Below are 16,079 nucleotides of genomic sequence, written 5' to 3'. Positions count from 1 at the left end.
TGCTCTAGGGTCTGCGGGTGCTCTCCCCCGCTGATCCCGCTGCGTCCCGTCCCATCGGCTCCCACGTCCCGGTCGGCAAGGGCCTCGTCGCCGGTGCCCTCACCACGATGCGCGAGATCGGCCACGAGACGCTGCAGGTCTTCGTCGGCAACCCCCGTGGCTGGAAGCTCTCCGCGGGCAAGCCCGCCGAGGACAAGGCGTTCCGCACCGAGCTGGAACAGTCCGGCACGCGTGCGTTCATCCACGCGCCGTACCTGGTCAACCTCGGGTCGCCCACGCCCGCGACGTACGAGAACTCGATCGCCGTCGTGGCGCACAACCTCAGACGAGCCGCCCAGATCGGCGCCGAGGGCGTCGTGGTCCACACGGGGTCGTTCGTCGACCCGAGCGACTCCTCCGAGCGGTACGACGCAGCGATGCGCCAGGTCCGCGAGGGCCTGCTGCCGATCCTCGAGACGCTCGAGGGAGACGACGCGCCGTGGCTCCTCCTGGAGCCGACTGCAGGTCAGGGCCGGAGCCTCTGCGCCGGTGTCGAGGACCTCACCGCATACCTCGACGCGCTCGACCTGCATCCGAAGGCGGGCATCTGCCTCGACACCTGCCATGTCTTCGCGGCCGGTGCGCCCCTCGACGAGGAGGGTGGCGCGGCGGCGACGCTCGACCGGATCGTCGAGATCGGCGGCGAGGGCCGGCTGCGGCTGATCCACGCCAACGACTCCATGGACGTGCGCGGTGCCTTCAAGGACCGTCACCAGAACATCGGCGCCGGCCACATCGGCCGCGACGCCTTCCGCGAGCTCTTCGCGCACCCGGCGACCGAGGGTGTGCCGTTCATCCTCGAGACGCCGGGCTCGCGCGAGTCGGCGGAGGACCTCGCCACGCTCCAGCAGCTGCGCGCAGAGGCCGCTTCCCGGGGTTGATCCCTGCCCGGGCCGGGCGCACGATGGAACGGCGGGGGCCGGACGTCAGGAGACCCGACATGACAGGGCACGTCATCCATCTCAACACGAGCATCCACGCCTCGCCCGAGGCGGTCTGGGAGGTCCTCACGGACATCCCGCACCACCCCGACATCCTGCGCAGCGTGAAGTCGACCCGCCTCCTCACCGACGGCGGCTACGACGTGGGCACCACCTGGTCCGAGGAGCGCACGTTCTTCGGCCACCACGGGCAGGAGGAGCTGCACGTCACCGAGAGCGACGCCCCGCGCCGGACCCTGCACGAGACGAAGCTGCGCCACGACGCGATCCGCACGGCCTGGTCGATCCAGCCGAACCGCGACGACACGACCCGGCTGCTGGTGACGGCCACCATGGACGTCTCGGGTCGCTCGCCGGCCGAGAAGGTCCTGTGGAACGCCTTCGGCGGCCACAGCTACAACGCGACCCGCAAGATGCTCGCCCAGGACCTCGAGGACATCCGGGTCGAGGCCGAGAAGCGCAGCGGGGCGGTGACCGGACGGCATCGCGCGAGCTGAGTCGGTTATGGTCCCCGGGTGAAGTACTGCATGAACTGCGGTGCCGAGCTCGGGGCGGGGCGGTTCTGCACCAACTGCGGTACCCCGGTCGGCAGCGCCACGCCACCGGTCGACGCCGACGCCCTCTCCGTTGCCCCTGCGGTCGTCGGTGTCGGACCGGCTGCCGCTGCGACTGCGCCGGAGGCACCTGCGTCCCCCGGCCGGCCCACTCCGGCGTACGCCGCGTCCCCGGCGGCCGCTCCGGCCTCCGACCGTCCGCACTGGACCGGCTGGGTCCTCCTCACCGTCGGGGTGGTGCTCGCGGTGATCCTGGGCAGCTGCCTGGCGCACGGCGGAGACGACGCGCGACACGCGTCCGCGAGCGCCACGACGTCTGCGAGCACGACGACCTCCTCCTCGACGACCGGGGCGAGCACTCCCCTGCCCTCCGACAGCGGACGCGCCGGCACCGACCTGGCGCGCGGGGCCACCGTGGACGCTCCCGCGCCGATCCGGCCGGGCACCGACCTCGCGGGCCACCGCGTCCCCTATCCGGCGACCAACATGCTCGACGGCACGCGCGACTCCGCCTACCGGCTCGCAGGTGACGCCACGGGCACGGTCATCCGCTTCACGTTCAGCGGCGAGCGCACGGTGACCGCGGTCGGGCTGGTCAACGGCTATGCCAAGACCGACGGCGGCGTCGACTGGTACCCGCTGAACCGTCGCATCGAGCAGGTGCAGTGGCGCTTCGCGGACGGCACCACGATCCAGCAGGACCTGGTCGACACCGACGACCTGCAGACCATGCAGGTCGCACCCGAGAAGACCGGCTGGGTCGAGCTGACCCTGCTCAAGGTGAGCAAGCCCGGCGACGGCCGCGGTGGCAAGGACACCACCGCGATCAGTGACGTCCTGCTGCTCGGCAGCTGAGCGTCAGGCCTTGGTGCGGCCCGCCGCCAGCATGTCCGCGACGAGGAACGCCATCTCCAGCGACTGCACGCGGTTGAGACGCGGGTCGCAGACCGACTCGTAGCGCTGGTTGAGGTCCTCGTCGGAGAGCATCTCGCCACCGCCGACGCACTCGGTGACGTCGTCACCGGTGAGCTCGACGTGGAGGCCGCCCGGCCACGTGCCGACCGCGCGGTGCGCGTCGAAGAACCCCTGGACCTCGTCGATGACGTCGTCGAAGCTGCGGGTCTTGTAGCCCGAGCTCGCCTCGAACGTGTTGCCGTGCATCGGGTCGCAGATCCACGCGACGTTGAGGCCCTCGGCCTTCGCCTTCTCCAGCAGCGGCGGCAGGCCCTCGCGGATCCTGCCCGCACCGAAGCGCGTGATGAAGGTGAGGCGGCCTGCCTCGTTGTCGGGGTTGAGCTTCGTGGCCAGCGCGATGGCGTCGTCAGGCGACGTCGTCGGACCGAGCTTCACGCCGATCGGGTTCTTGATGTGGCTGAGCAGCTCGACGTGGGCACCGCTGATCTGGCGCGTGCGCTCGCCGATCCACACCATGTGCGCGGAGACGTCGTACGGCGCGTTGGTGCGGCTGTCGATGCGGGTCAGGGCGTGCTCGTACTCCAGCACGAGGGCCTCGTGGCTGTTGTAGAAGTCGACCCCGTGGAACTCCTTGGGGTCGGCGCCGATGGCCTGCATGAACTCGAGCGCCTTCTCGATCTCGCCGGCCATCTTCTCGTAGCGGCGGCCCGCGGGCGAGGAGCGGACGAAGTCGGTGTTCCACGTGTGCACCTGGCGCAGGTCGGCGTAACCGCCCGTGGTGAAGGCACGCACGAGGTTCAGCGTGGCGGCCGAGTTGTTGTAGACGTCGACCAGGCGCTGCGGGTCGGGGATGCGCGACTCCGCGGTGAAGTCGTAGCCGTTGACCGCGTCGCCGCGGTAGGCCGGCAGGGTCACCGCCTCGCCGTCGACCGTGCGGGTCTCGAAGTCGCTCGAGCGCGGCTTGGCGTACTGCCCGGCGATGCGGCCGAGCTTCACGACGGGCACGGACCCGGCGTACGTGAGCACGACCGCCATCTGCAGCAGCACGCGGAGCTTGTTGCGCACGTTGTCGGCAGTGACGCCGGCGAACGTCTCGGCGCAGTCGCCACCCTGGAGGATGAACGCCTCACCTCGCACGACGTCGGCGATCTTCGCCTTCAGGTCGTCGCACTCGCCCGCAAAGACCAGCGGCGGCGACGTGCGGAGCCGGTCGACCGCGAGGTCGAGGGCCGACGCGTCGGGATAGGTCGGCTGCTGGGCAGCCCCCATCGCATGCAGCGCGGACAGGTCGGGAATGGTGCTGGTCACACGGTCAAGGGTACGGGGCGTGACACGCGGTGCGCGAACCGGTTGTCACGCCCCGGACGCTCCGGGACGCTCCCCTAGGATTGCCGCGTGTCCGACCTGCTGAACGTCGCCCCCGCCGAGCTCGTCTTCCACGTCGACGAGCCGCGGATCTCGCCGGACGGAGCGGTGATCGAGCTCGACTACCGGATCGCCCACGTCTCCACGGTCGGGCCGGTGGCGGCGTTCACCGAGGTCGTGACGCTGCCTGCGGTCGAGTCCCCGGTCCCGGTCGGCGACGGCTTCCGCGCACTGGCCCGCCTGCTCGCGCTCGCGGCCGGCACGTCGTACTACAAGGCCCTGGTGCCCGCGACGATCTCCGTGGCCGGTGGCCTCGATCCCGCCGAGCGCCACTTCCTCGCCGAGGTCGTGAAGGGCGGGCTCGCCGAGTTCGCGTTCCGCAACGACCTCCCCGACGCGCTCTTCCCGACCATCACCGCTCCGGAGCGGCCGGCGCCGGCTGCCGCGGCGGTCGCGCCCACCCACGCGCGGGCGCTGGTCGCCGTGGGCGGCGGCAAGGACTCCATCGTCACCCTCGAGGCCGTACGCCGCATGGCCGACGTCGAGCTCTTCTCGGTCAACTCCTACGAGCCGATCACCCGCACGGCCGAGGCATCGGGACTGCCGATCGCTCAGGCCTCCCGCAAGCTCGACCCGGCGCTCTTCGCCCTCAACGAGGCGGGCGCCCACAACGGCCACGTCCCGGTGACGGCGGTCAACTCGCTCATCGCCTGCCTGACGGCGCTGCGCGGCGGCCAGGACACGGTCGTCTTCGCCAACGAGGCGTCCTCGTCCTACGGCAACCTCGAGTGGCACGGCGTCGAGGTCAACCACCAGTGGAGCAAGGGCATCGGGTTCGAGGGGCTGCTGCGCGAGGCGGTCTCGCCGTACGGCGTCGACTACGTGTCGTTCCTGCGGCCCCTGACCGAGCTGGCGATCGTCCGCCGCTTCGCGCAGCTGCCCTACCTGGACGTCTTCACCTCCTGCAACCGCGCTTTCCACCTCGACGCCTCGCGCCGGCGGAACTGGTGTGGCGAGTGCCCCAAGTGCACCTTCGTCTTCCTGATGCTCTCCCCCTTCGTGCCCGCCTCGCAGATGCTGGCGATCTTCGGCAAGGACCTCTTCGCCGACGGCGTCGACGGAGGGCCCCTGCGTCACCTCTTCCTGGACCTGCTCGCGATCGGCGACGGCCACAAGCCCTTCGAGTGCGTGGGCGAGCCGAGCGAGTGCCGCGCGGCGTACACGCTGCTGCAGGACCACCCCGACTGGTCGACCCACCCGTTCGTCACCGACCGCGCGCTGCGCGAGGCGGTGGTGACCGACGCGGAGGTGGAGGCCCTCTTCACCTTCTCCGACCAGCACTTCCTGACCGGTGCCCTCGAGAAGGCCGCCCGTGAGGTTCTCTGACCTCGAGGGCCGCCGGGTCGCCGTCTGGGGGCTCGGCCTCGAGGGCCGTGCGGCCCTGGCCGCGCTGAGCGCCCGCGGCATCGAGGCCACGGTGGCCGAGTCCGACGCCGATGCCGACGTCCTCCGTGCCGCCGAGGTGGTCGTGAAGTCGCCCGGCGTGCCCGTGTCGTCGCCGCTCTACGCCGAGCTGGCCACGGCCGGCGTCGCCTTCACCTCCAACACCGACCTCTGGCTCTCCGAGAACGCCGACCGTGCCATCGGCGTCACCGGCACCAAGGGAAAGTCGACGACCTCCTCGGCGATCGCGCACCTCCTGGGCGCGCTCGGCGAGGAGGTGTCGCTGGGCGGCAACATCGGCGTCTCCCTGCTCGACGCAGCCGCCACCGGCACCGTCGTCATGGAGGTGTCGAGCTACCAGGCCCAGTCGATCTCGGTGTCGCCGCGGGTCGCGGTCGTGACCTCCCTCTTCCCCGAGCACCTGCCGTGGCACGGGTCCGAGGAGCGGTACTTCAGCGACAAGCTGCGGCTGGTCTCGCAGGGCGCCTCGCTCGTGGTCGCTCCCGGACACGACCGCGCGCTGGTCGGCCGGATCATCGCCGCGCTGCCCGAGGGCGCGACCCTGCACCTGACCCACCTGCCCAGCCAGGGAGTCCTCGCCGCGGGCGACGCGGCCCTCGCCGTCCGCACGGACCCGGGGCGCGCGATCGGGGCGCGCGAGCAGTCCGGCCTCATCTGGGACGGCGTCGGCGCCATCGCTCCGGGAGACCTCCCCCTGGTCGGCGTCCACAACGCCCACAACCTCGCCCTGGCCGTCCTCGCGGTCGCCGTCGCGCTCGACATCACGTCCGGAGACCCACGCGCGGTCCAGCTGCTCGACGCGGTGCGCACCTTCGCACCACTCGCCCACCGCATGGAGACCGTGCCGTCGCGCGACGGCCGGCGGTGGATCGACGACTCGCTGGCCACGGCTCCCGAAGCCGTGATCGCGGCCCTCTCGGTCTTCCCCGACGAGCCGGTCGCCCTGATCCTCGGCGGCGCCGACCGTGGGCTCGACCTGTCACCCCTGGCGGCGTACCTCCGCGGGCGGCACTCCCCCGTGCACCTCCTGCTGATCGGCCCGGCCGGGGCACGCTTCGGCCGCGAGCACGCGATCGACCTGCCGCACGCGGCGATCGAGTTCACCCGGATGGCGGACGCCGTCGCCTGGGGCCTCTCGGTCGCCAACCCCGCGAACGTCGTGCTGCTCTCCCCCGGCGCCCCGTCGTTCGACGAGTACCGGGACTACGCCGACCGCGCTCGCCACCTGTGCGAGCTGATCGCCCCCTAGGCTCCCGCGGCGCGCAGCGGTGCGATCCGCTGCCGGAGCAGGCAGAACTCGTTGCCCTCCGGGTCCTGGAGGACGTGCCACGACTCCTCGCCGGTCTGGCCGATGTCGGCCCTCCGGGCCCCGAGCGCGAGCAGCCGCTCGAGCTCGTCGGCCTGGTCGCGGTCGGTGGCGTTGAGGTCGAGGTGCAGCCGCGGCTTGCTCGGCTCGGGCTCCGCGCAGCGGCTCAGGAAGATCGTCGGCTGGCTGCCGCCGAAGCCGTCGCGGGCGCCGATCTCGATGCTCCCGTCGTCCTCGGTGCCCAGCACCACGAAGTCGAGGACCTCGCACCAGAACCGGGCGAGCAGCTCCGGGTCACGGCAGTCCAGGACTATCTCCCCGATGCGGCAGGCCATGCCGTGCACGGTACTCCGACGTCCATGCATGATGGCGAGGTGACATCCCACACCGAACCCGGTGCCGCCCACCCCGCGGTCACCTACAGCTCCTACCTCGCCCTCGACGACCTGCTCGCCGCCCAGCACCCGCGCTCCGACGAGCACGACGAGCTGCTCTTCATCGTCATCCACCAGACCTACGAGCTGTGGTTCAAGCAGCTCCTGCACGAGCTGGCCCACCTCCAGCGCAACCTCGAGGGCGGCAGCACCGCCCACGCGGAGAGCACCCTGCGCCGGATCCTGACCATCCTCAAGACGATCGTCGCCCAGGTCGACGTGCTCGAGACGATGACGCCGCGGCAGTTCACCAGCTTCCGCGGGCGGCTGGCGCAGTCGAGCGGCTTCCAGTCCGCACAGTTCCGCGAGCTGGAGGCCGTCCTCGGGCGACGTGACCCGAGCGTCTTCTCGCACTATCCCGCGGGGACGCAGCGCGACCGCATCGCCGCTGCCATGGACCGGCCCTCGGTCTACGACTCGTTCCTGGCCTACCTCGCCCGCCAGGGGTATGCCGTCACCCCGCGCGCCGACCTCGCCGCACCGGTCGAGGCCCGCGACGACGTGCAGGCCGCGCTCCTCACCGTGTACGCCGACGACGGCGACGCCGCGCGCGTCGCCGAACGGCTGGTCGATCTCGACGAAGGGCTGATGGAGTGGCGCTACCGCCACGTGAAGATGGTCGAGCGCACCATCGGCATGAAGCCGGGCACCGGCGGCTCGGCCGGAGCGGCGTACCTGCGGACGACGCTGGACCGGCCGATGTTCCCCGACCTGTGGGCGATCCGGAGCTCGCTGTGAGCCTCGCGTCGCAGCTGGCCCCGCACTACTCCCGCTTCCGCGTCTCCGAGCGGCTGCTGCTGACCGGGCACTCCCACCAGGCCTGGCCGGACGTCGCCCTGGAGGGCCAGCTCGAGGCGTACGCCGACGCAGCCGAGCTCGTCGACGAGAAGTGGGGCCGGGCCTTCGCGAAGGCCGAGGCCGTGCGCGACGGGTTCCGCCGCCTCCTCGCGGATCCGGGTGGCGCGATCGCCCTCGGCGCGAGCACCCACGAGCTGCTCGTGCGCTTCCTGTCCGCACTCGACCTGTCCACGCGCCGCCGGCTGGTGACCACCGACGGCGAGTTCCACTCGGCCCGCCGCCAGCTCGCGCGCCTGGGCGAGGCTGGCCTCGAGGTCGTCGTCGTGCCCGCCGCCCCGGTCGACACGCTCGCCGAGCGCCTCGCTGCGGCTGCTGATGCACGGACCGCTGCGGTCCTCACCTCGTCGGTGCTCTTCGAGACCTCGCGCATGGTGCCGGGACTGGGCGATCTCGCAGCCATCTGCCTGGAGCGCGGCGTCGAGCTGCTCGTCGACGCCTACCACCACCTCGGGGTCCGTGCGCTGTCGCTGACCACAGCCGGCCTGGAGCACGCCTGGGTCGTCGGCGGAGGCTACAAGTACCTCCAGCTCGGCGAGGGCAGCTGCTTCCTGCGGCTGCCGCCGCAGGCCGCCGCGATGCGTCCGGTCGTCACCGGCTGGTACGCCGAGTTCGGCGCACTCGCCCACGAGGCGTCGGCGCCGGTCGTCGCCTACGGCCCGGGGGCAGCCCGCTTCGCCGGCTCGACCTACGACCCGACCAGCCACTACCGCGCGGCACGGGTGCTCGCGTTCTTCGCCGAGCAGGGACTGACCGCCGACGTCCTCGAGGCGTCGTACGGCCGGCAGCGTGCGCTGCTGGAGTCGGCGTTCGACGACCTCGACGCACCTCCCGGTGTGATCACCCGCGACCGCACCGCCGACCCCTCGGCGTTCGGCGGCTTCCTCTCGCTGGAGACCCCGCACGCCGAACGCCTGCAGGAGCTGCTCGCCGCGCGCGGGGTGCTCACCGACAGTCGTGGCCGGCATCTCCGCTTCGGCCCGGCGCCGTACCTCGCCGACGGGCAGCTCGCTGAGGCGATCGAACGCCTGGGCGAGGTGCTTCCCCTGGTGGGCTGACACTGCCTCCTCAGCGCTCGGTGCCGAGCGTCCCCGACGCGTCGAGCCGGAGCACCGCGTCCAGCTGCAGCCGGTCGAGGAACCGGTGGTCGTGGCTCACCACGAGGAGCGCGCCCCGGTACGCCACGAGCGCCTCGACGAGCTCGTCGACGCTGCTCAGGTCCAGGTCGTTCGTCGGCTCGTCGAGCACCAGCAGCTCCGGTGGCGGGTCGGCGAGGACCAGCCGGGCCAGGGCGACGCGGAAGCGCTCGCCGCCGGAGAGCGTCGACACCCGGCGGTCGACGACAGCGCCGCGGACCAGCAGTCGGGCCAGGCGGTTGCGGAGCTCTGACGGCGGCACGTGGGGAGCCGCCGCGCGCACGGTCTCGAGGACCGTGCGGTCGTCGTCGAGCACGATGCGCTGCGGCAGGAGGGCGGCCCGCACCGGCACCTGCGGCAGCACGGAGTGGAGCAACGTCGTCTTGCCGACGCCGTTGGCGCCGACCAGGCCGATGCGTTCCGGTCCGCGCAGCACGACGGCGCGCCCGTCTGCGCTCGGCAGCTCGGCGACCCGCCTGCCGCGTGCCAGGCCCGGGTCGGGAAGGTCGACGCGCACGGTGTCGTCGTCCCTCACCAGCGCGGCGGCGGCGTCCACCGCTGCACGTGCAGCGTCCACGCGGGCCGCGGCATCGCCTCGCCTCGCCCCCTGGGACTTCTCGGCGGCGTTGCGCCGGTCGTTGACGACGGCCGGGAGGTAGCGGCGGTTCTCGCGGTCCTTGCGCCCCTTCTGCTCGCTGTGGGAGATCCGCTGCTCCATCCTGACCCGCTCGCGCTTCTCTCGACGCAGCCGTTGCTCGGCGGTCCTCAGTGACTGCTGGGCTGCCGCCTGCCGGCCGGCGACCCAGTCCAGGTAGGCGCTGTGGTTGCCACCGAAGGTGGTGAGGCTGCCCGAGCGCAGCTCCGCGGTCTCGTCGAGGAGGTCGAGGAGGTCGAGGTCGTGGCTGACCACGATCAACGTGCCGCGCCAGGACCGGACGACGTCGTACAGCCGCTCGCGGGAGGCGCTGTCGAGGTTGTTCGTCGGCTCGTCCAGCAGGGTGATGTCGGCGCGGCGCAGCCGCACACCGGTGATCGCAGCCAGCATCGCCTCCCCGCCGGACAGCGTCACGACCGGACGGTCCAGGTCGGTCGGCAGTCCGAGTGCTGCCAGCTCGGCGGCTGCGCGCTCCTCGACGTCCCAGTCGTCCCCGATGGTGGTGAAGGCCGCGGGCTCGGTGGACCCGGCCTCGACCTCCCGCAGGGCCGCGCGGACCGGGCTGATGCCGAGCAGGTCGGCCACGGTGCCGGAGCTGCGTACGGCGTGCTGGGGCAGGTGGTCGACGACGCCCGACACGACGACCCGACCGCGGGTGGGCGTCAGGATGCCGGCGATGAGCCTGAGCAGCGTCGACTTGCCGGCACCGTTGGCGCCGGTGAGGCCCGTACGCGAGGAGCTGAAGCTGCCGACGACGCCGTCGAGGACGGTGGCGCCGTCGGGCCAGGTGAAGGTGAGGTCGTCGAGGACGACCGAGGAGCGCGGGGACAAGGTCTCTCCCGGAGAGTCGGCGTGGGCACCGACACCGGGCAGGCGTCAGTGCAGGAGGGCGGCGGAGCTGCTCCGGATGCCGGTCAACACGGGTCCTTGTCGTCGTCCCCTGACACACGCGACGGCTCGCGGGGACGACGTGATCATCCCCCGGGGCCGGCCACGCCGCCAAGCGAATTTCCGACCAGCCCGTGTCCGAGCGGCGGCCACCCACGCCTTGCCTCGGGCCATCGGGCATCCGATGATCGAGCCATGGGAGCAGACACGATCGTCATGCTGGTCGGCCTCGGGGTGGCGGTGCTCATCGTCTTCGCGTGGCTGGTGACCGCGTGGCGCATGCGGCACCAGCCGCCCCTGCAGCAGGACGACCCGCCCCGCCCGGACCGGACCCTCTTCCCCTGGTCGGGCATCAACGGCGGCCGGTGGTGACCGACCGCCCGAGGGCGGCCCGTCGGCTGTGGCAGCTCCTGGAACCGGTCCACGCCGTCACCTACTTCTCCCCCGAGCCGCTCGCGGCCCTGACGGCAGCCGGGTACCGCGGGTTCTGGATGGGCTACTTCGCAGGTCGCGCGGCGCCGCTCGGTCCGGTCGGCCCCGACGTCGTCCTGCCGCTCTTCCACAACTTCGCCCCCGCACACGTCGCGCGTGCCCTGCCTGACGCCTGGTCCTTCGCGCCGCCCGAGCACGCGCTCTCCGCTCGCCTGGAGGGCTCGGTCGCCGCACTCCGGCGGATCCTCGGCCCGGCAGCCGACGATCCGGGCCTCCGGCGGGCAGCGGACCTTGCGTACGACGCTGCGTGCTCGGCCCCCACCGCTGGACGGGCCCTCTTCACCGCCAACCTCGCCCTGCCCGTGCCGGCCGAGCCACTCCCGCGCCTCTGGCACGCCGCCACCCTGCTCCGGGAGCACCGCGGCGACGGTCACGTGAAGGTGCTCGTGGACGAGGGCGTCGACGGTCGCACGGCCCACGTCCTCCACGCCCTCACCACGGGCATCCCCGCCGAGGTGTACGCCGCCGCCCGCCGGCTCGGCCCGGCGGAGTGGGCTTCGATCCTCGACGACCTGGCCACTCGTGGACTGGTCGCCGGCGGACTGCTCACCGACGCCGGTCGAGCCCTCAAGACGCGGGTCGAGGACCGCACCGACGAGCTCGCCGCGACGGCGTACGCCGCGGTGCCCGACGCGGAGATCGACGAGCTGACGCAGCTGCTCCGTCCGCTCACCCGCGCCGTGGTGGCTGCGGGTGACATCCCGGCGAAGTCGCCGATGGGCCTCGACCTGCAAGGCCTGGCGGACTGAGGAAGCACGCGGTTGCCCTCCGTTCGGTCCATTTCCGTGCGTTGTGCACCCAAACCGCACAACCGGGACGTACCGTCAGCTGTCCAGACCACCCGAAAGGTCACTCCATGAAGCTCTCCAAGGCCAGTTTCGCCGCCGGCGCCGTCGCCGCCCTCGTCCTCGGGAGCGGCACCGCCTACGCCGCGACCGGTGGCAACTTCATCCTCGGCAAGTCGAACTCCGCCGGCGCCACCACGTCGCTGACGAACTCCAACGGCACCCCCCTCGCGCTGACCGCGAAGTCCGGCTACGCGCCGCTCAAGGTCAACAGCGGCACCAAGGTCGCCAACCTGAACGCCGACCGGCTCGACGGCATCGACTCCTCGTCGTTCGCGCGGACCTCCGGCCAGACCGGCAACGTGGTCAGCAACGGCGGCATGTGGCTCGACTTCGACAACGACGGCTACGCCGACGCCCTGGTCGCCTTCGTCTCCTGCCCCACCGGCACGGTGATGACCGGCGGCGGTGGCGAGGACGACACCCCCGGTGGCACCCTCTGGCTGAGCGAGCCGGTTGGCCCGGGCACCTGGGGCGTCTCGTCGTCCACGGCACCGGCCAACGCCACCGTGCCGAACGGCACGCCTGATGCGGGCCTCACTGCCACCGCGCAGTGCTACAACCCCAAGGGTGCGGTCAGCGGCTCGATGTACCGCCCGACGAGCCCGCTCAACGCGTTGAAGGCCCGCCTGGCCGAGAAGCAGCGCTGATCCACACGCTCATGCCCGCGGCTCGCTAGGGTCGCGGGCATGAGCGTTCTCGCGATCGACGCAGGCACGACGGGCGTGACGGCCGTCGTGGTGGATCCCGACGGCAGCATCGCCGCGAAGGGCTACCAGGAGTTCGCGCAGCACTTCCCGCAGCCGGGCTGGGTGGAGCACACGCCGGAGGAGATCTGGCAGGCCACCCTCGAGGCGACGCGCGAGGTGCTCGCGAGGGTCGACGCGAGCGCCCTCACGGGCGTCGGCATCACCAACCAGCGCGAGACGATCGTGCTCTGGGACCGCGAGACCCTCGGATCTCCGCGGCGCGCGATCGTCTGGCAGGACCGTCGTACGGCGGAGATCTGCGACCGCCTCAAGGCGGCCGGCCACGAGGAGCGCATCAGTGAGCTGACCGGGTTGCGGCTCGACCCGTACTTCTCGGGCACCAAGCTGACCTGGCTGCGGGAGAACGAGCCGCACACCTGGGCGCTCGTCGAGTCCGGCCGCTACGCGATCGGCACGGTCGACTCCTACCTGGTCGCCCGGATGACCCGCGGCCTGCACCACGTCACCGACGTGTCGAACGCCAGTCGCACGCTGCTCTTCGACCTCACCACCGGCGACTGGTCCGACGAGCTCTGCGCCCTCTTCGGCGTCCCGCGCGACGCCCTGCCCGAGCTGGTGCCCAACTGGGGCCCGATCGGCACCACGGACCCCCGCACGTTCTGCGGCCTGAGTCTGCCCATCGCGGGCGTGGCGGGCGACCAGCAGTCGGCGCTCTTTGGACAGACCTGCTTCGACCCCGGCGACTCCAAGTGCACCTACGGCACCGGGTCGTTCCTGCTCACCAACACCGGCACGACCATCGAGCGCTCGGACGCGGGCCTCCTCACCACCGCCGCCTGGCGCTCGCCCGCCGGCGAGACGACGTACGCCCTCGAGGGGGCGATCTTCGTGACCGGCGCAGCGGTGCAGTGGCTGCGCGACGGCCTCCAGATCGTCGGTACGGCGGCCGAGACCGCCGCCATCGCCGGCGCGGTCGCCTCGAGCGAGGGCGTGGTCTTCGTGCCGGCGCTGACCGGCCTCGGCGCTCCCCACTGGGACCCGCACGCCCGTGGCACCATCCTCGGCATCACCCGCGGCACGACCCGCGGCCACCTCGTGCGCGCCACCCTGGAGGCGATCGCCTTCGAGGTCCGCGACGTCCTCGAGACGGTGCCGCAGACCCTCGCCGGTCTCAAGGTCGACGGCGGTGCCGCAGCCAACGACCTGCTCTGCCAGGTGCAGGCCGACCAGGTCGGCGTGCCGGTCGAGCGTCCTCGCATCGTCGAGACGACCGCGCTCGGGGCCGCGTTCCTCGCCGGCCTGGGCACCGGGCTGTGGGGGTCGACCGACGACCTGCGCGAGACGTGGCAGCTCGACCGCCGCTTCGAGCCCGGCGCCCGCGACGACCGCGCGTACGCGCGCTGGCAGCAGGCGGTCGAGCGCTCCAAGGGCTGGGCACTGCTCTGACCGGCTAGTCGCCGTCCACGCCGCGTGCGGCGGCCTCGCGTGCTTCCTCCGCTGCGGCGACCTCCTCGCGGGCGTCCGCCACGGCAGCGGCGGCTCGCTCGACGGCCGTCTGCGCTGCTTCCTCACGCTCCTCGAGCTCGGCCAGCCGACGCCTGAGCTCGTCGATCTCCGACTCCACCTGCAGCGCCTGGGCCTGGGCGCCTCGGTGCCTCACCTCCGCGCGGGAGAGCGCCTCGCGCGCGATCCGGAGCTCCTTGTCGGCGACGGCCAGGGCCTTCCTGGCCTCGCGCCTGCGCTCCGCCTCGGAGGGGTCCGGTACGGCGTGCAGGGTCGCCGGCACCGACGAGGCCACGTGGCCGATCGCGTCGGGGACGGCGACGTACGCCGTCGGGTCGAGCTCGTCGACGCCCGTGGTCGCAAACGCCTTCACCAGGAGTCCCGACTGCAGTGCGGCAGCGGCGCCCGCGTCGACCATCGCGGCCGTCAGGGTGGCCTCGATCTCGGCGGCGACGGCCTCCGTCACCTTCTGGCCCTCGGCCAGGGCGTGCCGGCGTGCGACGGTCGTGACCGCCGCCGTGAGCTGGCGCCGCTGCGCCGTCAGGGCCCGGAGCTGGGTGGCGTCGAGGGAGGACGCGGCATCACGCAGCGCGGCCCCGACGGAGACCAGCTGGTCGATCTGGGCGGGCTCGCGGCGGACCAGCAGGTTGAGGACCCACGCGGCGAGGGACGGCTTCCGCAGCGCCTTGACCGCGTCCGACTCCTCCCGTGCCTTGGCGCGGAGCGCCTTCGCCCGCTCGTCGCGGGCCGCGGTGAAGGCGGCGAGCGGCAGCCCGTAGAGCTCCTCGGCCACGGACAGCAGGGTCACTCGAGGCCCTTCTCGATCGCGTAGCGGGTCAGCTCGACGCGGTTGTGCAGCTGCAGCTTGCGCAGGGTGTTCTGGGTGTGGTTCTGGACGGTGCGGTGCGAGAGGACGAGCCGCTCGGCGATCTGCGTCGAGGAGAGGCCCTTCGCCACCATCCGCAGGATCTCGGTCTCGCGCGGGGTGAGGACGTTCTCCTCGTCGGGGGGACCGTCGGCCGCCTCGATCCGCCGGAACTCGCCCAGCACCAGGCCCGCCAGACCGGCGGTGTAGACCGCCTCCCCGGCCGCGACCTTGCCGACCGCGTCGATCAGCTCGGCGCGCGAGGCCGACTTCACCAGGTAGCCCGTTGCTCCCGCCTTGACCGCCTCCAGGACGTCGGCCTGCTCCCCCGACGCCGACAGGATCAGCACACGCGGCCCACCCTCGACGGCCACCGCGCGGGTCACCTCGACGCCGTTGGGCTCGGGGATCTGCAGGTCGAGGACGACCACGTCCGGCCGGGCGGCGGGACAGCGGGCGAGTGCCTCGCGTCCGGTCGCGGCGACCGCAACGACCTCGAAGCCGGCGGCCGCCAGGTCGCGCTCGACCGCGTCGCGCCACATCGGGTGGTCGTCGACCACCATCACGCGGACCGCCTGCTCTGCCATGGCAGCAACCTAGGGCATGACGTAGCGCCCGCGGCGGTGGACGAGCGGGTCGGGCTCCTCGCCCAGGACGACGTGCTCGATCCGGCACGTGACCTGCATCGACCAGCCCACCTCGACCGCGGACTCCAGCACGACGCCGGCCCACGTGGTGGCGTCGGCGAGGACCGGCCCCCACGTGCCCTGCTCGAACTCCGCCTGACGGAACACCCCGCCCGGTGCCGGGGTCATGCCGGCGAACATGTCGGCCAGCTCACGGTGGGGGCGGCGCAGCAGCTGGACCACGGCCCGCCCGGTGGTCTCGAGGGCGTCGAAGAGGTCCGAGTCCGGGTCGACCAGCGCCAGCACGTACGCCGGGTCGCCGGTCGCCACCATCAGGCTCGACACCGTGAGGCCCGCGCGGGTGGCCCCGGCGCCGGCGGTCCAGAGGGAGACCGTGCCCCCGAGCCGGCCCCGCAGGCGCCGGGCCGCGTCCTCCGGCATGGCGAACGGGTGGGAGGAGTGGATGGTCACGGCTCCAGCCTAGGG

Annotated in this window: 17 protein-coding genes; 11 read left to right on the top strand and 6 right to left on the bottom strand. The window is 72.5% G+C overall.

The features are described 5' to 3' along the window. Window positions 1-17 precede the first annotated feature (17 nt). The 3 genes from Q5722_RS13190 to Q5722_RS13180 are packed head-to-tail and all read left to right on the top strand — an operon-like array spanning window position 18 to window position 2,389. Entirely contained in the window at window positions 18-920 is a 903-nt protein-coding gene (locus tag Q5722_RS13190; protein ID WP_305028717.1) for a deoxyribonuclease IV, read from the top strand. A gap of 59 nt (window positions 921-979) precedes the next feature. Further along, on the top strand, window positions 980-1,477 hold the full coding sequence (locus Q5722_RS13185; RefSeq protein WP_305028716.1) for an SRPBCC family protein: 498 nt from the start codon (window positions 980-982) through the stop codon (window positions 1,475-1,477). A gap of 18 nt (window positions 1,478-1,495) precedes the next feature. Continuing rightward, entirely contained in the window at window positions 1,496-2,389 is an 894-nt protein-coding gene (locus Q5722_RS13180; protein WP_305028715.1) for an NADase-type glycan-binding domain-containing protein, read from the top strand. 3 nt (window positions 2,390-2,392) lie between these two features. Here the strand turns inward: Q5722_RS13180 and Q5722_RS13175 are convergent, their stop codons facing one another. After that, window positions 2,393-3,718 carry a class II 3-deoxy-7-phosphoheptulonate synthase gene (locus Q5722_RS13175; RefSeq protein WP_305029077.1) on the bottom strand — a complete coding sequence of 442 codons (1,326 nt, stop codon included), beginning with the start codon at window positions 3,716-3,718 and terminating at the stop codon, window positions 2,393-2,395. 126 nt (window positions 3,719-3,844) lie between these two features. Here Q5722_RS13175 and Q5722_RS13170 point away from each other — a divergent pair, with 126 nt between their 5' ends. After that, window positions 3,845-5,200, top strand: coding sequence for a MurL-like N-terminal domain-containing (locus Q5722_RS13170; RefSeq protein ID WP_305028714.1), 1,356 nt, complete (start codon window positions 3,845-3,847; stop codon window positions 5,198-5,200). Then, window positions 5,187-6,527, top strand: a complete 1,341-nt coding sequence (gene murD / locus Q5722_RS13165) for a UDP-N-acetylmuramoyl-L-alanine--D-glutamate ligase (RefSeq protein ID WP_305028713.1) — start codon at window positions 5,187-5,189, stop codon at window positions 6,525-6,527. Before Q5722_RS13170 ends, murD begins: the two co-directional genes overlap by 14 nt. Here murD and Q5722_RS13160 read toward each other — a convergent pair. Continuing rightward, a complete protein-coding gene (locus Q5722_RS13160; protein WP_305028712.1) occupies window positions 6,524-6,919 on the bottom strand; it encodes a VOC family protein in 396 nt (131 codons plus the stop codon). The genes murD and Q5722_RS13160 overlap by 4 nt on opposite strands. Before the next feature lie 39 nt (window positions 6,920-6,958). Between Q5722_RS13160 and Q5722_RS13155 the strand changes: the two genes are divergently transcribed. Together Q5722_RS13155 and Q5722_RS13150 are read left to right on the top strand one after the other, a co-directional pair. Next, window positions 6,959-7,756: a tryptophan 2,3-dioxygenase gene (locus tag Q5722_RS13155; RefSeq protein ID WP_305028711.1), complete on the top strand. Its 798-nt coding sequence runs from the start codon at window positions 6,959-6,961 to the stop codon at window positions 7,754-7,756. Further along, window positions 7,753-8,931, top strand: coding sequence for a hypothetical protein (locus Q5722_RS13150; RefSeq protein WP_305028710.1), 1,179 nt, complete (start codon window positions 7,753-7,755; stop codon window positions 8,929-8,931). Before Q5722_RS13155 ends, Q5722_RS13150 begins: the two co-directional genes overlap by 4 nt. A gap of 10 nt (window positions 8,932-8,941) precedes the next feature. Here the strand turns inward: Q5722_RS13150 and Q5722_RS13145 are convergent, their stop codons facing one another. Continuing rightward, window positions 8,942-10,495, bottom strand: coding sequence for an ATP-binding cassette domain-containing protein (locus Q5722_RS13145; protein ID WP_305028709.1), 1,554 nt, complete (start codon window positions 10,493-10,495; stop codon window positions 8,942-8,944). Window positions 10,496-10,747: 252 nt separating this feature from the next. On the opposite strand from Q5722_RS13145, the gene Q5722_RS13140 reads away from it, so the two are divergent. The 4 genes from Q5722_RS13140 to glpK all read left to right on the top strand — a co-directional run bounded on the left by Q5722_RS13140 (window position 10,748) and on the right by glpK (window position 14,045). After that, the gene (locus Q5722_RS13140; RefSeq protein WP_305028708.1) at window positions 10,748-10,924 is read left to right on the top strand and encodes a hypothetical protein; all 177 of its coding nucleotides are present in this window, start codon (window positions 10,748-10,750) and stop codon (window positions 10,922-10,924) included. Next, on the top strand, window positions 10,921-11,793 hold the full coding sequence (locus Q5722_RS13135) for an SCO6745 family protein (RefSeq protein ID WP_305028707.1): 873 nt from the start codon (window positions 10,921-10,923) through the stop codon (window positions 11,791-11,793). The genes Q5722_RS13140 and Q5722_RS13135 overlap by 4 nt, the downstream gene beginning before the upstream one ends. 107 nt (window positions 11,794-11,900) lie before the next feature. Beyond that, window positions 11,901-12,539 (top strand): hypothetical protein, encoded by a 639-nt coding sequence (locus Q5722_RS13130; RefSeq protein ID WP_305028706.1) that lies wholly within the window; start codon window positions 11,901-11,903, stop codon window positions 12,537-12,539. 39 nt (window positions 12,540-12,578) lie between these two features. Beyond that, window positions 12,579-14,045 carry a glycerol kinase GlpK gene (glpK, locus tag Q5722_RS13125; RefSeq protein WP_305028705.1) on the top strand — a complete coding sequence of 489 codons (1,467 nt, stop codon included), beginning with the start codon at window positions 12,579-12,581 and terminating at the stop codon, window positions 14,043-14,045. Between the two features lie 4 nt (window positions 14,046-14,049). Here glpK and Q5722_RS13120 read toward each other — a convergent pair whose 3' ends face one another. Genes Q5722_RS13120 through Q5722_RS13110 form a run of 3 tightly spaced genes read right to left on the bottom strand, consistent with a single transcriptional unit; the run spans window position 14,050 to window position 16,064 of the window. Beyond that, complete coding sequence (locus Q5722_RS13120) at window positions 14,050-14,910, bottom strand: hypothetical protein (protein WP_305028704.1); 861 nt, start codon at window positions 14,908-14,910, stop codon at window positions 14,050-14,052. Further along, window positions 14,907-15,554, bottom strand: coding sequence for a response regulator (locus tag Q5722_RS13115; protein ID WP_305028703.1), 648 nt, complete (start codon window positions 15,552-15,554; stop codon window positions 14,907-14,909). The genes Q5722_RS13120 and Q5722_RS13115 overlap by 4 nt, the downstream gene beginning before the upstream one ends. Before the next feature lie 9 nt (window positions 15,555-15,563). Next, a complete protein-coding gene (locus Q5722_RS13110) occupies window positions 15,564-16,064 on the bottom strand; it encodes a flavin reductase family protein (RefSeq protein WP_305028702.1) in 501 nt (166 codons plus the stop codon). Window positions 16,065-16,079: the final 15 nt, after the last annotated feature.

The sequence above is a fragment of the Nocardioides jiangxiensis genome (assembly GCF_030580915.1).
Taxonomy (GTDB): Bacteria; Actinomycetota; Actinomycetes; order Propionibacteriales; family Nocardioidaceae; genus Nocardioides; species Nocardioides jiangxiensis.
Note: the sequence above shows the minus strand (reverse complement) of the source record. Positions and strands in the feature narration are given on the sequence as shown.

Excerpts from the sequence above, each read along its gene's own strand:
- Q5722_RS13140 (WP_305028708.1), top strand. The coding sequence starts at position 10,748 with ATGGGAGCAGACACGATCGTCATGCTGGTCGGCCTCGGGGTGGCGGTG.
- Q5722_RS13160 (WP_305028712.1), bottom strand. The coding sequence starts at position 6,919 with ATGGCCTGCCGCATCGGGGAGATAGTCCTGGACTGCCGTGACCCGGAG.
- Q5722_RS13130 (WP_305028706.1), top strand. The coding sequence starts at position 11,901 with ATGAAGCTCTCCAAGGCCAGTTTCGCCGCCGGCGCCGTCGCCGCCCTC.
- Q5722_RS13115 (WP_305028703.1), bottom strand. The coding sequence starts at position 15,554 with ATGGCAGAGCAGGCGGTCCGCGTGATGGTGGTCGACGACCACCCGATG.
- Q5722_RS13175 (WP_305029077.1), bottom strand. The coding sequence starts at position 3,718 with ATGGGGGCTGCCCAGCAGCCGACCTATCCCGACGCGTCGGCCCTCGAC.
- Q5722_RS13185 (WP_305028716.1), top strand. The coding sequence starts at position 980 with ATGACAGGGCACGTCATCCATCTCAACACGAGCATCCACGCCTCGCCC.
- glpK (WP_305028705.1), top strand. The coding sequence starts at position 12,579 with ATGAGCGTTCTCGCGATCGACGCAGGCACGACGGGCGTGACGGCCGTC.